Origin of the sequence: Pseudonocardia sp. NPDC046786 (assembly GCF_040645415.1) — a bacterium.
GTDB lineage: Bacteria > Actinomycetota > Actinomycetes > Mycobacteriales > Pseudonocardiaceae > Pseudonocardia > Pseudonocardia kongjuensis.
Window position 1 is genome coordinate 194,960 of record NZ_JBEYYF010000002.1, and the last position, 12,793, is coordinate 207,752.

Sequence of the window (12,793 nt, forward strand, 5' to 3'; positions counted from 1 at the left end):
GGAGAGGAGGACCGCCGTGCCGGACAAGTCACTGCGGATCCGGCGGGCCGGGCCCGACGAGGCGCGCCGCCGACCGATCATGCTGGCGATCGCGGGGGACAGCGCCGCGGGCAAGACCACGCTGACCCGCGGGCTGGTGGAGGCGCTCGGCCCGGAGCGCTGCGTGTCGCTGTGCACCGACGACTACCACCGCTACGACCGGACCGAACGCCGCGGGCTGCCGTTCACGGCGCTGCACCCGGACTGCAACCACATCGGGATCATGGAGCAGCACCTGCAGCTGCTCGCGACCGGCGAGCCGGTGCTCAAACCGGTCTACGACCACTCGACCGGCGAGCTGGTCCGGCCCGAACTGGTCGAACCGGCGCCGGTGGTGATCGTCGAAGGCCTGCTGCCCCTGTACTCGAAGCTGGCCAGGGCGTGCTTCGACGTCACCGTGTACCTGGACCCGCCGGAGGAGATCCGCCGGGGCTGGAAGGTGCAGCGGGACTGTGCGAAGCGCGGCTACGACCCGGAGCAGGTGCTCGCCGAGCTGGAACGGCGCGAGCCCGAGTCGGCCGAGCACATCCGCCCGCAGCGCAGGCACGCCGACCTGGTGGTCCGGTTCGCGCCGATCGAGAGCCGCAACGACCCGGCGGGCACGCCGCTGTCGGCGACGGTGATGCTGCGCCCGACGATCCCGCACCCGGACCTGACCGGGGTGCTGCAGCCGGGGCTGAGCCGGGCGATGCACCTCAAGCTGGAGCGCGACCCGGACGGACGCCCGGTGGAGTCGCTGCATGTGCACGGCTACGTGCCCCGGGAGGAGTCGGTCGCGGTGGAGAAGGCGATCTGGACGGAGCTGGACGCGCCCGGCCGGGACGCCCCGGCGGGCCTGGGCCGGATCGGCGACGACCGCAGCGAGCCGCTGGCGATCGCCCAGCTGCTGATCCTGTTCCACCTGATGGAGCTGGACCGGTGAGCGCCGGGGACGTGCCGTCGGCGGTGCTGTTCGACGTGGACGGGACGCTGGCCGAGACCGAGCGGGACGGGCACCGCCCGGCGTTCAACCGGGCGTTCGCCGAGCACGGCGTCGGTGTGCACTGGGACGCCGACCACTACGCCCGGCTGCTCGCCGTCACCGGTGGCAGGCAGCGGATCGCCGCCGACCTGCGGGCCCGCGGCCACGCCGCCGACGCCGCCGAGCGGATCGCGCAACGGGTGCACTGCACCAAGACGACGCTGTTCGCCGAGCACGCCCGGTCCGGGTCGATCCCGGCCCGGCCGGGCGTCCGGACCCTGGTCGCCGACCTGCGCCGGCACGGCGTCCGGATCGGTGTGGTGACGACCGGTCGCCGGGAGTGGGCGGAACCGCTGGTCGGGCACCTGATCGGCGACGTCGCGCAGGAGATCGACGTGGCGGTCTACGGCGACGACGTGACCGCGCTGAAACCGGATCCGCGCTGCTACCGGCTGGCGCTGCGCAGGCTGGGGATGCCGGCGTCGTGCGTGGTGGCGGTGGAGGACTCGGCAGCCGGCCTGCGGGCCGCGCTCGGGGCGGGCCTGGTGACGGTGGTGGTGCGGTCCGGGCCCACCGCCGGGCACGACGTCGGCGGTGCGGCGCTGGTCCGCGAGTCGTTCGACGGGGATCCGGCGCTGGACGCCGAGCTGCTCGGCGGCCTGCTCGCGGACGGTCAGCGGGTCCGGCGGGAGTCGTGCAGGCGCAGCAGCGCGTAGGCGGCGAGGGTCTGCGCGTCGGTGATCCCGCCGCGCAGGGTGAGCTCCTCGAACGTCTCGGGATCGAACCAGGCGGAGCGCATGTCCTGCTCCTGGTGCTCGCGCTGCGGCGGGCCCGCGGTGAGACCGGTGGCGAGATAGACGTGGCCGCGCTGGCTGGACATGCCGGGCGCGACGTCGAGCATCCCGAGGAAGGTCATCGCCGTCGCGGCGAGGCCGGTCTCCTCGAGCAGCTCGCGGACGGCCAGCTCGGCCGGATCGGCCTCGGCCCGGTCCGGCGCGGTGCCCGCCGGGAACTCCCAGCGGCGCTCGCCGACCGGGTAGCGGAACTGCTCGACCAGGTGCAGCCGGCCGTCGTCGTCGCGGGGGATCACCAGGGCGTAGGTGGGCTTGTCGACGACGCCGTAGATCCCCTCGGTGCCGTCGGCGCGCCGGATGCCGTCCTCGCGGACGGTCATCCAGCTGTTCGCGTACACCCGGCGGGTCGAGATCTGCTCGATCACCCGCCCAGCTTCGCCGATCACGGTCGGCTTACAGTGAGCCGGGTGCGCCTCGTCATCGCCCGCTGCCAGGTGGACTACGCAGGACGGCTGACCGCCCACCTGCCGATGGCCCCGCGGTTGTTGCTCGTGAAGCAGGACGGCTCGGTGAGCATCCACGCCGACGACCGCGCCTACAAGCCGCTGAACTGGATGTCCCCGCCCTGCTGGCTCACCGAGGAGCCCGGCGTGTGGACGGTGCGGAACAAGGCCGACGAGTCGCTGGTGATCACCATCGACGAGGTGCTGCACGACTCGACGCACGAGCTCGGCGTCGATCCCGGCCTGGTCAAGGACGGTGTGGAGGCGCACCTGCAGGAGCTGCTGGCGGCGCACCCGGAGACCCTCGGCGAGGGCTGGACGCTGGTCCGCCGCGAGTACATGACCGCCGTCGGGCCGGTCGACCTGCTGTGCCGCGACGCCGACGGCCGGCACGTCGCGGTGGAGATCAAGCGGCGCGGCGAGATCGACGGCGTCGAGCAGCTGACCCGGTACCTGGAGCTGATGAACCGGGACCCGCTGCTCGCCCCGGTGCAGGGGGTGTTCGCGGCCCAGCAGATCAAGCCGCAGGCGCGGACCCTGGCGACCGACCGCGGGATCCGCTGCGCGACCGTCGACTACGACGAGCTGCGCGGGATGACGTCGAAGGAGATGCGGCTGTTCTGAGCGGTCGCGTCCGCCGGGTTCAGCGGATGGAGCCGATGAGATCGCGGGCCGCGTCGCCGTGCAGCGCGGCGGCGTCGCTGATCGTGATCACCGCGCTGGGGCCGGACAGCCGGATCCTGCGGTCGTGGGAGCTGGAGCTGAGCCGCGAGCGGCGGTTGACCGTCCCGCACGGGACCCGGACCGTTCACGTCGGCGCCGCGGGCACCGTGCACCGGGTTCGGGTGGAGCTGGGTCGGCGGCGTCGCCGAGGCTGACCTTCCGGGGCCAGTACGGGCCCGGCCGGACCTTCCGCGGGCGTTTACGCTGATCACGTGAGTGCCACCGCCGCTGACTCCGCCGTGACCGCCGCCACCGATCCCGCCGGTAGTACCGACTTCGCGTCGCTGTCCCCGCGCACCGGCGCCGAGCTCGCCCGCTACCCGGTGCACGACGCCGAGCACGTGCGCGCCGCCGTCCGCGCCGCGGGCGAGGCCGCCGCCTGGTGGGACGGCCTCGGCTTCGCCGGCCGCCGCACCCGGCTGGCCGCCTGGAAGAAGGTGCTGGTCCGCCAGCTCGACCGGGTCGCCCGGGTGGTGGCCGACGAGACCGGCAAGCCGTTCGACGACGCCCGGCTCGAGGTCGTCCTGACGATCGACCACCTGGACTGGGCGTCGGCGAACGCGGCGAAGGTGCTCGGGCGGAAGTCGGTGTCGCCGGGCCTGCTGATGGCGAACCAGGCCGCATCGGTGGCGTACCGGCCGCTCGGCGTGGTTGGCGTCATCGGGCCGTGGAACTACCCGATCTTCACGCCGATGGGGTCGATCGCCTACGCGCTCGCCGCGGGCAACACGGTGGTGTTCAAGCCGTCCGAGCTCGCCCCGGGCGTCGCGCACGAGCTGGCGCGCACCCTCGCCGAGGCGGTGCCCGAGGTCGGCCGCTACCCGCTGCTCAGCGTCGTCACCGGGTTCGGGGCGACCGGCGCCGAGCTGTGCCGGGCGCCGGGCGTCGGCAAGATCGCGTTCACCGGCTCGGCCGCGACCGGCCGCCGGGTGATGGCCGCCTGCGCCGAGAACCTGGTCCCGGTGCTGATGGAGTGCGGCGGCAAGGACCCGCTGATCGTGGACGCCGACGCCGACCTGGACGCCGCCGCGGACGCCGCCGTCTGGGGCGGGATGTCCAACGCCGGGCAGACCTGCGTCGGCGTGGAACGGGTCTACGTCGTGGAGACCGTCGCCGGGCGCTTCCTGGAGAAGGTCCGCGCGGCCGCGTCGAAGCTGCGGGTCGGCACCGCGGCCAACGAGGGCGACCTGGGCCCGATGACGATGCCGTCGCAGACCGAGATCGTGCGCAGGCACGTCACCGAGGCGTTGTCGGCGGGCGGCCGGGCGATCGTCGGCGGTGCGGAGTCCGTGCACGACGACGGCACCATCTCCCCGGTGGTGATCGCCGACGTCCCGGAGGACTCGGTCGCCGTCACCGAGGAGACGTTCGGGCCGCTGGTCGTGGTGAACCGGGTGCCGGACGTCGACGAGGCGGTCCGCCGCGCCAACGCCACCGGCTACGGCCTCGGCGCCACCGTGTTCTCCGCGAAGCGCGGCGACGAGATCGCCGCCCGGCTGCGCTGCGGGATGGTCTCGATCAACGGCGTCATCTCGTTCGCCGGCATCCCGTCGCTGCCCTTCGGCGGGGTGGGGGAGTCCGGGTTCGGCCGGATCCACGGCGCCGACGGCCTGCGCGAGTTCACCCGGGCGCAGTCGGTGGCCCGGCAGCGGTTCGCGCTGCCGGTCGCGGTGACCTCGTTCCGGCGGACCGCGAAGACCATGCAGGCGCTGGTCGGGGTGGTGAAGGCCCGGCACGGTCGGTGACGGCCGCCGCGCCCGGCGGTACTGCCCGTCCGGTCAGCGCGGGCGGGTGGCCCTGGTCGCACCATACCCACCGGTAGCGACCCGGATGGCAGGATCGCGCGCGACGACAGAGACGTCCAACTGGGAGGTTGCAGCGTGGCACGCGAGATCCGGACGGTCGGAGTGGTCGGCCTCGGCACCATGGGCGCGGGGATCGTCGAGGTCTTCGCCCGCAACGGCCTCGAGGTGATCGCCGTCGAGGTCGACGCCGACGCCGGGGAGCGGGGCAAGACCCACCTGGCGGCGTCCACCGGACGGGCGGTGCAGCGCGGCAAGCTGACCCAGGAGCAGGCCGACGAGCTGCTCGGGCGGATCACGGTCACCACGTCGATGGCCGATCTCGCCCCGGCCCAGCTGGTCGTCGAGGCCATCCCGGAGAACCTGGAGGCGAAGGCCGAGATCTTCGCGACGGTGGACGGCGTCGTCGCCGAGGACACCATCCTCTGCTCCAACACCTCGTCGCTGTCGGTGACCGAGCTGGCGGTGCGGACCAAGCGCCCCGGCAAGGTCGTCGGGATGCACTTCTTCAACCCGGCGCCGGTGCAGAAGCTGGTCGAGGTGGTGCGCACGGTCGTCACCGAGCCGGAGGTGATCGACGACGTCAAGGCGTTCGCCGACTCGCTGGGCAAGGTCCCGGTCGTCATCGGCGACCGCGCCGGGTTCATCGCGAACGCGCTGCTGTTCGGCTACCTCAACCACGCGGCGAAGATGTACGCCGAGCGCTACGCCAGCCGCGAGGACCTCGACGCCGGCATGCGCTACGGCTGCGGCTACCCGATGGGTCCGCTGGCGCTGCTCGACCTGATCGGGCTCGACACCGCCTACGAGATCCTCGAGACGATGTACCGGGAGTCGCGCAACCTGCTGCACGCGCCGAACCCGGTGTTCAAGCAGATGATCACCGCCGGGCTGCTCGGCCGGAAGACCGGGCGCGGCTTCTACACCTACGAGGCGCCGCACAGCTCGACCGTGGTGCCCGACGACGAGACCCCGTCGTCGACGGTGCCCGAGGACGTGACCCTGCGCGACGTCAGCCGGGTCGGTGTGGTCGGGACCGGCACGATGGCGTCGGGCATCGTCGAGGTCTTCGCCAAGGCCGGGTACGACGTCGTCGTGCGCGGCCGCAGCGAGTCCAAGGTCGACGGCTCGCTCGCGCACGTGCGCAAGTCGCTGGACAAGGCGGTCGCCCGCGGGAAGCTGGAGGAGTCCGAGCGGGACGCGATCGTCGGTCGGATCACCGGCACCACCTCGCTGGAGGACATGGCCGACGTCGATCTGGTCGTCGAGGCCGTCGCCGAGGAGCTCGACGTCAAGCGAGCGATGTTCGGTGCGCTCGACGACATCTGCAAGCCGGGCGCGATCCTGGCGACGACGACGTCGTCGCTGCCGGTCGTGGAGTGCGCCGCGGCCACCCGCCGGCCCGGTGACGTGATCGGGATGCACTTCTTCAACCCGGCGCCGGTGATGAAGCTGGTCGAGGTCGTCTCGACGATCGGGACCTCCCGCGAGGTCGCCGCCACCGTGCTCGCGGTCACCCAGAAGCTGAAGAAGGTGCCGGTCAGCTGCGGCGACCGGGCCGGGTTCATCGTCAACGCACTGCTGTTCCCGTACCTGAACGACGCGGTGAAGATGCTGGAGGCGCACTACGCCACCGCCGACGACATCGACGCCGCGATGAAGACCGGCTGTGCCCTCCCGATGGGCCCGTTCGAGCTGCTCGACGTGGTCGGCCTGGACGTGTCGCTGGCGATCGAGCGCTCGCTGTACTCGGAGTTCCGGCAGTCCGGGTTCGCGCCGGCGCCGCTGCTGGAGCACCTGGTCACCGCGGGCCGGCTGGGTCGCAAGACCGGGCACGGGTTCCGGGACTACACGCAGCGCTGAGGCATGGCGGGCCGGCGTGCGCGGCGGCCCCGCCCCTCGGAACGGGGGCGGGGCCGCCCCGTCGCGCCGCCGCTGGGCAGCGGCATGGTCACCTCCCGGGAGAGCGCCCGGGACGGCGAGTGGAACGTCCGCCGGGTGCCCGGCGGCAACGACGTGAAGACCTACCGCTGCCCGGGCTGCGACCAGCTGCTCCCCTCCGGGACGCCGCACGTCGTGGCCTGGCCGGCCGACGGCACCGGCGGGGTCGAGGACCGCAGGCACTGGCATCTGCCCTGCTGGAACGCCCGGGACCGGCGACGGCCGGGCTTCCGGCGGCACTGAGCCCGGCGGCACCGGGCCCGGCGGCACCGCACCCGGCGGTGGTTGCGGACCGGGCTGCCGCCGCCCGCCCCCGTCCGCACGGGTTCGTCGCATTCGCACGGGATCCGATCCCGTGCGAACGAGCCGAACCCGTGCGAACACGAGCGGCGGCGCTGCCGCCGCGGCGGAGGGCTCAGCGCACCCGGGCGGCGTGCTTGGTCCGGCCGTTCGGCTGTGTGCGCGGTGCCGGGGACGGGGCTCCGGCCGGGTCGTCGCCCGGCGTCCCGGACTGCTCCGGCGAGGCGCCTGCGGCGTCCGCCGGGTCGAGCCCCGGCCCCGCGTCCAGGTCCCCGGCCGCGCCGTCGATCAGCCCGCGGGCGGCCCGCAGCTGGTCGGCGACCCGCTCCCGAAGCTCGGTGAGCTGCCCGACCCGCCGGCGGGCCCGCGCGGTGATCTCCTCGGCGTCCCGCTGCGCCTCGGCCCGGATCTGCTCGCCCTCGGCCCGGGCCTCGTCCAGCGACCGGCGGATCTGCTCGTCGGCCTCGCGGTTGCGTCGGCCGATCTCCTCGGTCAGTGCGTCCCGCTCGGCGAACAGCGTGGTCAGCGCCTCGCTGCGGCGCTGGTCCATCGCGATCCGGAAGTCGTGCTCCACCTGCTCCCGGTTCTCCCGGGCCTCCGTGTCCGCGCGGGTGATCCGCTCGGTGACCGTGCGCTCCTGCTCGGCCAGGTCCTGCTCGGTGCGCGACCGCAGCTCGGCCAGCTCGGCCTCGGTACTGCTGCGGGCCTGCTCCAGCTCGGCCCGGGTGCGCTCCCGCAGGTCCGCCAGCTCCCGCTCGACGCGCGCCTGCTCCTCGGTGACGGCCCGCTCACGCTCGTCGGACCACCGGTCCAGCTCGGCCCGGCGCGCCTCGGCGTCGGCGACGATCTGCTCGGCGTGCGCACGCGCGTCGGCCACCACCACCCGGGCGTGCTCGTCGGCCTGCCGGCGCTGCTCGGCGACCTCCCGCTCGGCGCGGGCGTGCATCTCGGCGACCTCGTCCTCGGCGAGACGCAGCATCGAACGCAGCCGCTCGCTCATGCCCTGCACGCTCTGCGGCGGCCCGGCCAGCCGGCTGACCTGCTGCTGCAGCGCCTCGGCCCGGGTGCGGGCGTCGTCGAGCTCGCGGCTCAGCCGGGTGTTCTGGGCGACCGCGGCGTCCCGGTCGGCGGCGAGCATCCGCACCTCGGCGTCGAGCCGCCGCAGGTGGCTGTCGACCTGCGCCTGGTCGTAACCGCGGCGCGCGACCGAGAAACCGGTTCGTGGTACGGGTACATCGTGGTCACCGGCCATGGACTCACCGTACCGTCGGGCCGAGGCCTCGGCTGTGCCGAAAGGCACAGCCGAGACACACTCACACCCCGCGGAAGCGGTTGATGCCCTCGATGTGCTTCTCCCGGGTCTCCGGGTCCGTCACGCCCAGCCCCTCCTCGGGCGCCAGCGCGAGCACGCCGACCTTGCCCTGGTGGGTGTTGCGGTGCACGTCGTAGGCGGCCTGGCCGGTCTCGGCCAGCGGGTACACCCGGGACAGCGTCGGGTGGATCATGCCCTTGGCCACCAGCCGGTTCGCCTCGTACGCCTCGCGGTAGTTCGCGAAGTGCGAGCCGACGATCCGCTTGAGGTTCATCCACAGGTAGCGGTTGTCGAACTCGTGCATGTACCCCGACGTCGACGCGCAGGTGACGATCTGGCCGCCCTTGCGGGTCACGTAGACGCTGGCGCCGAAGGTCTCCCGGCCGGGGTGCTCGAACACGATGTCCGGGTCCTCGCCGCCGGTGAGCTCACGGATCTTCGCGCCGAACCGCTTCCACTCGCGCGGGTCCTGGGTCTGCGGGTCCTTCCAGAACTTGTAGCCCTCGGCGTTGCGGTCGATGACCAGCTCGGCGCCCATGTCCCGGCAGATCCGCGCCTTCTCCTCGGAGGAGACGACACAGACCGGCGTCGCGCCGCCGTTCAGCGCGAACTGGGTGGCGTAGGAGCCGAGGCCGCCGGAGGCGCCCCAGATCAGCACCACGTCGCCCTGCTTCATGTCGGCGCCGTTGCGGGACACCAGCTGCCGGTAGGCGGTGGAGTTCACCAGCCCGGGGGACGCGGCCTCCTCCCAGGTCAGGTGTGCGGGCTTGGGCATCAGCTGGTTGGACTTCACCAGGGCCAGCTCGGCGAGCCCGCCGAAGTTCGTCTCGAAGCCCCAGATCCGCTGCTCCGGGTCCATCATCGTGTCGGAGTGCCCGTCCGGGCTCTCCAGCTCGACCGACAGGCAGTGCGCGACCACCTGGTCGCCGGCCTTCCAGGCGTTGACCCCGGGCCCGGTCTGCACGACGACGCCGGCCAGGTCGGAGCCGACCACGTGGTACGGCAGGTCGTGCCGCTTGGTGAGCGGCGAGAGCTTGCCGTAGCGCTTGAGGAAGCTGAACGTCGAGACCGGCTCGAAGATCGACGTCCACACGGTGTTGTAGTTGATGGCGCTGGCCATGACGGCCACCAGCGCCTCACCGGGGCCGAGCTCCGGGACCGGGACCTCCTCGAGCCGCAGGCTCTTGCGGGGGTCCTTGTCCTTGGTGGTCAGCCCCTCGAACATGTCGGCGTCCTCGGCCCGGACGGTGACGCCCTGGTAGCTCTCGGGCACCTCCAGGCCGCCGACGTCGGCGAACTGCCCGGCGAGGATGGCGTCGCGGATGTCCTTCACTGCTGGCCTCCGATGGCGACGTTGCTAGGGGAGTGATCAGGTGCATTCACCCGTACTTGCTTGGGATACCGCAAGTTACCGCGTAGTATGTTAACCGTTGTGCGACGCCCGGTGTGAGCCCCGGCGCGAGTTCGTGACCCAGACCACCGGATGTCCGTACTGGCCTTCCGGGTGGGGCCGTCCCTGGATCGGTCCTCGAACAAGTGCTGAATCAGTGCTGATCAGGGCCCGGCTCGACGAGCTCGACCAGCACCCCGCCCGCGTCCTTCGGGTGCACGAAGTTGACCTTCGAGTTCGACGTGCCCCGGCGCGGCTCGTCGTAGAGCAGCCGCAGTCCCTTCGCGCGCAGCGCGTCCGCGGCGGCCGCCACGTCGGTGACCCGGTAGGCGACCTGCTGCAGTCCGGGGCCGTTGCGGTCGATGAACTTGGCGATCGTCGAGTTCTCGTCCAGCGGGGCGAGCAGCTGCACCTTCGTGGCACCGGCCGGCTCGCCCGGCGCACCGAGCATCGCCTCCCGCACGCCCTGCTCGGCGTTGGTCTCCTCGTGCACGGCGACCAGGCCCAGATTGTCGGTGTACCAACGGATCGCCTCGTCCAGGTCGGGCACCGCGATCCCGACGTGGTCGACCGCCACGACCAGCGGCGACAGGGCATCATCGGTTGTCGTCATGAGGGCAGAAGGTACCTTGATTACCAGCGAGTAGGACCATGTGCCACTGGTCACCCCCACCCTTCGACGTGTCCCGCGACCGCGGAGCGCGTGGGTATGGTGACCGCCCGCCCACCTGTCAACGAAGCTTGCTGGAGGACCCCGTGTCCGGAACCGTGATCGTCGCCGGCGCCCGCACGCCGATGGGCCGTCTGCTCGGCTCGCTGAAGGGATTCTCCGGCGCGCAGCTGGGTGGGATCGCCATCAAGGCGGCGCTGGAACGGGCCGGCGTCGCACCGGAGCAGGTCGAGTACACGATCATGGGCCAGGTGCTGACCGCGGGCGCCGGGCAGATCCCGGCCCGCCAGGCGGCGGTCGCCGCCGGCATCCCGATGGACGTCCCGGCGCTGACCATCAACAAGGTGTGCCTCTCCGGTGTCGACGCGATCGCGCTCGCCGACCAGCTCATCCGGGCCGGCGAGTTCGACGTCGTGGTGGCCGGCGGCCAGGAGTCGATGACCCAGGCCCCGCACCTGCTCACCAAGTCCCGCGAGGGCACCAAGTTCGGCGACGCCACGCTCACCGACCACATGTCCTACGACGGCCTGTTCTGCGCCTTCGACCAGGTCGCGATGGGTGCCTCGACGGAGAAGTACAACGAGCGCTACGGCCTGACCCGCGAGGAGCAGGACGCCTTCTCCGCCCGCTCGCACCAGCTGGCCGCCCGGGCCGCCGGGGACGGCACGTTCGAGCAGGAGATCACCCCGGTCGAGATCCCGCAGCGCAAGGGCGACCCGGTCATCTTCGCCACCGACGAGGGCGTCCGCGGCGACACCACCGCCGAGAGCCTGGGCAGGCTGCGCCCCGCGTTCGCCTCCGACGGCACGATCACCGCGGGCTCGGCGTCGCAGATCTCCGACGGCGCGGCCGCCGTCGTGGTGATGAGCAAGGCCAAGGCGCAGGAGCTCGGGCTGGACTGGATCGCCGAGATCGGCGCGCACGGCGTCGTCGCCGGGCCGGACGCCAGCCTGCACGAGCAGCCCGCGAACGCGATCGCGAAGGCCTGCGAGAAGGAGGGCATCCAGCCCGCCGATCTCGACCTGGTCGAGATCAACGAGGCGTTCGCGGCGGTCGGCATCGTGTCCACCCGCAAGCTGGGCATCGACGAGGACAAGGTCAACGTCGACGGCGGCGCCATCGCGCTCGGTCACCCGATCGGGATGTCCGGGGCCCGGATCGCGCTGCACCTGGCGCTCGCGCTCAGGTCCCGCGGCGGCGGTGTCGGCGCGGCCGCGCTGTGCGGCGGCGGTGGCCAGGGTGACGCCCTGATCATCCGCGTGCCGAAGCCCTGATCCCTGTGTGACGATCGTCGGCCCCCGCCGTGGCGGGGGCCGACGCATGTCCCCGCTGGAGGAACCGATCGTGCCCGGACCGCCGGACCCCCACGAGCTCGTCGAGCGGGCGCGCGCCGGTCAGCAGCTCGCCGTCGCCCGGCTGATCTCGATGGTGGAGAACGCCGGGCCGCAGCTGCGTGCGGTGTCCGCCGCCCTGACCCCGCACACCGGCGGGGCCCACGTCGTCGGGCTGACCGGATCGCCCGGGGTCGGGAAGTCGACCAGCACCTCGGCGCTGGTCAGCGAGCTCCGGGCCCGGGACCGCCGGGTCGGCGTGCTCGCGGTGGACCCGTCGTCGCCGTTCAGCGGGGGCGCACTGCTCGGCGACCGGGTGCGGATGGGGGAGCACGCCGACGACGACGGCGTCTTCATCCGGTCGATGGCCACCCGCGGGCACCTCGGCGGGCTGTCCTGGGCGACGCCGCAGGCCCTGCGGGTGCTCGACGCCGCGGGCTGCGACGTGATCCTGATCGAGACCGTCGGGGTCGGGCAGTCCGAGGTGGAGATCGTCGGACTGGCCGACAGCACCGTGGTGCTGATGGCGCCGGGGATGGGTGACGGCATCCAGGCGGCGAAGGCCGGGATCCTGGAGATCGGTGACGTCTTCGTGGTCAACAAGGCCGACCGGGAGGGCGCCCGGCGGACCGTGCGCGAGCTCCGCAACATGCTGCACCTGCGCGACCACGGCGGCACCGACGCCTGGGAGGCGCCGGTGCTGATGACCGTCGCCTCCCGCTCGGAGGGGATCGGCGCGCTCGCCGACGCCCTCGACGACCACCTGGCCTGGGCGCGCAAGTCCGGCGAGCGGGACCGGCGCCGGCACGAGCGGGTCCGGCGCGAGATCGAGGCGATCGGGATGGAGCAGGTGCGCGCGCGGATGGAACGGGTGCGCGGCGGGGACGCGCTGGAGGCGCTGACCGGGCGGGTGCTGGCCGGTGAGCTGGACCCGTGGGCGGCTGCGGACGAGCTGCTCGGCCAGTCGCGCTGAGCCGGGCCTGGCCGGGCTGCCTGCTCGGTCCGCCGGCCCGGTTGTGCCCGGCCC

General features: G+C 73.0%; 13 protein-coding genes. 9 read left to right on the forward strand and 4 right to left on the reverse strand.

The genetic code is table 11. The features are described from left to right. The first annotated feature begins 16 nt into the window (after positions 1 to 16). Both ABZ881_RS02885 and ABZ881_RS02890 read left to right on the forward strand, forming a co-directional pair. Positions 17 to 961 carry a phosphoribulokinase gene (locus ABZ881_RS02885; RefSeq protein WP_358481324.1) on the forward strand — a complete coding sequence of 315 codons (945 nt, stop codon included), beginning with the start codon at positions 17 to 19 and terminating at the stop codon, positions 959 to 961. Beyond that, entirely contained in the window at positions 958 to 1,716 is a 759-nt protein-coding gene (locus ABZ881_RS02890) for an HAD-IA family hydrolase (RefSeq protein ID WP_358481325.1), read from the forward strand. The genes ABZ881_RS02885 and ABZ881_RS02890 overlap by 4 nt, the downstream gene beginning before the upstream one ends. On the opposite strand, the gene ABZ881_RS02895 is transcribed toward ABZ881_RS02890, so the two are convergent. Next, positions 1,674 to 2,216, reverse strand: a complete 543-nt coding sequence (locus ABZ881_RS02895) for an NUDIX hydrolase (protein ID WP_358481576.1) — start codon at positions 2,214 to 2,216, stop codon at positions 1,674 to 1,676. The genes ABZ881_RS02890 and ABZ881_RS02895 overlap by 43 nt on opposite strands. Positions 2,217 to 2,261: 45 nt before the next feature. Between ABZ881_RS02895 and nucS the strand changes: the two genes are divergently transcribed. The 5 genes from nucS (at position 2,262) to ABZ881_RS02920 (ending at position 7,006) form a co-directional block, all read left to right on the forward strand. Next, positions 2,262 to 2,921, forward strand: a complete 660-nt coding sequence (gene nucS / locus ABZ881_RS02900; RefSeq protein ID WP_344024496.1) for an endonuclease NucS — start codon at positions 2,262 to 2,264, stop codon at positions 2,919 to 2,921. A 35-nt stretch (positions 2,922 to 2,956) separates the two neighbouring features. Further along, complete coding sequence (locus tag ABZ881_RS02905; RefSeq protein WP_358481328.1) at positions 2,957 to 3,175, forward strand: hypothetical protein; 219 nt, start codon at positions 2,957 to 2,959, stop codon at positions 3,173 to 3,175. Positions 3,176 to 3,232: 57 nt separating this feature from the next. Next, positions 3,233 to 4,765 (forward strand): aldehyde dehydrogenase family protein, encoded by a 1,533-nt coding sequence (locus ABZ881_RS02910; RefSeq protein WP_358481330.1) that lies wholly within the window; start codon positions 3,233 to 3,235, stop codon positions 4,763 to 4,765. A gap of 135 nt (positions 4,766 to 4,900) precedes the next feature. Further along, positions 4,901 to 6,685 carry a 3-hydroxybutyryl-CoA dehydrogenase gene (locus ABZ881_RS02915; protein WP_358481332.1) on the forward strand — a complete coding sequence of 595 codons (1,785 nt, stop codon included), beginning with the start codon at positions 4,901 to 4,903 and terminating at the stop codon, positions 6,683 to 6,685. Between the two features lie 84 nt (positions 6,686 to 6,769). Next, positions 6,770 to 7,006, forward strand: coding sequence for a hypothetical protein (locus ABZ881_RS02920; protein ID WP_344024504.1), 237 nt, complete (start codon positions 6,770 to 6,772; stop codon positions 7,004 to 7,006). A 172-nt stretch (positions 7,007 to 7,178) separates the two neighbouring features. On the opposite strand, the gene ABZ881_RS02925 is transcribed toward ABZ881_RS02920, so the two are convergent. The 3 genes from ABZ881_RS02925 to mce form a co-directional block, all read right to left on the reverse strand. Continuing rightward, complete coding sequence (locus tag ABZ881_RS02925) at positions 7,179 to 8,315, reverse strand: hypothetical protein (protein ID WP_358481334.1); 1,137 nt, start codon at positions 8,313 to 8,315, stop codon at positions 7,179 to 7,181. 61 nt (positions 8,316 to 8,376) lie between these two features. Next, entirely contained in the window at positions 8,377 to 9,708 is a 1,332-nt protein-coding gene (ccrA, locus tag ABZ881_RS02930) for a crotonyl-CoA carboxylase/reductase (RefSeq protein ID WP_358481336.1), read from the reverse strand. A gap of 211 nt (positions 9,709 to 9,919) precedes the next feature. Beyond that, positions 9,920 to 10,378 (reverse strand): methylmalonyl-CoA epimerase, encoded by a 459-nt coding sequence (gene mce / locus ABZ881_RS02935; protein ID WP_358481337.1) that lies wholly within the window; start codon positions 10,376 to 10,378, stop codon positions 9,920 to 9,922. 143 nt (positions 10,379 to 10,521) lie between these two features. Here mce and ABZ881_RS02940 point away from each other — a divergent pair, with 143 nt between their 5' ends. Then, on the forward strand, positions 10,522 to 11,709 hold the full coding sequence (locus ABZ881_RS02940) for an acetyl-CoA C-acetyltransferase (RefSeq protein WP_358481339.1): 1,188 nt from the start codon (positions 10,522 to 10,524) through the stop codon (positions 11,707 to 11,709). Between the two features lie 70 nt (positions 11,710 to 11,779). After that, positions 11,780 to 12,739, forward strand: a complete 960-nt coding sequence (gene meaB, locus ABZ881_RS02945) for a methylmalonyl Co-A mutase-associated GTPase MeaB (protein ID WP_358481341.1) — start codon at positions 11,780 to 11,782, stop codon at positions 12,737 to 12,739. Positions 12,740 to 12,793 lie beyond the last annotated feature (54 nt).

What these genes read in the sequence shown, in the direction of transcription:
- mce (WP_358481337.1), bottom strand. Translation starts at nt 10,378, where the DNA reads ATGACGACAACCGATGATGCCCTGTCGCCGCTGGTCGTGGCGGTCGAC.
- ABZ881_RS02905 (WP_358481328.1), top strand. Translation starts at nt 2,957, where the DNA reads ATGAGATCGCGGGCCGCGTCGCCGTGCAGCGCGGCGGCGTCGCTGATC.
- ABZ881_RS02925 (WP_358481334.1), bottom strand. Translation starts at nt 8,315, where the DNA reads ATGGCCGGTGACCACGATGTACCCGTACCACGAACCGGTTTCTCGGTC.
- ABZ881_RS02920 (WP_344024504.1), top strand. Translation starts at nt 6,770, where the DNA reads ATGGTCACCTCCCGGGAGAGCGCCCGGGACGGCGAGTGGAACGTCCGC.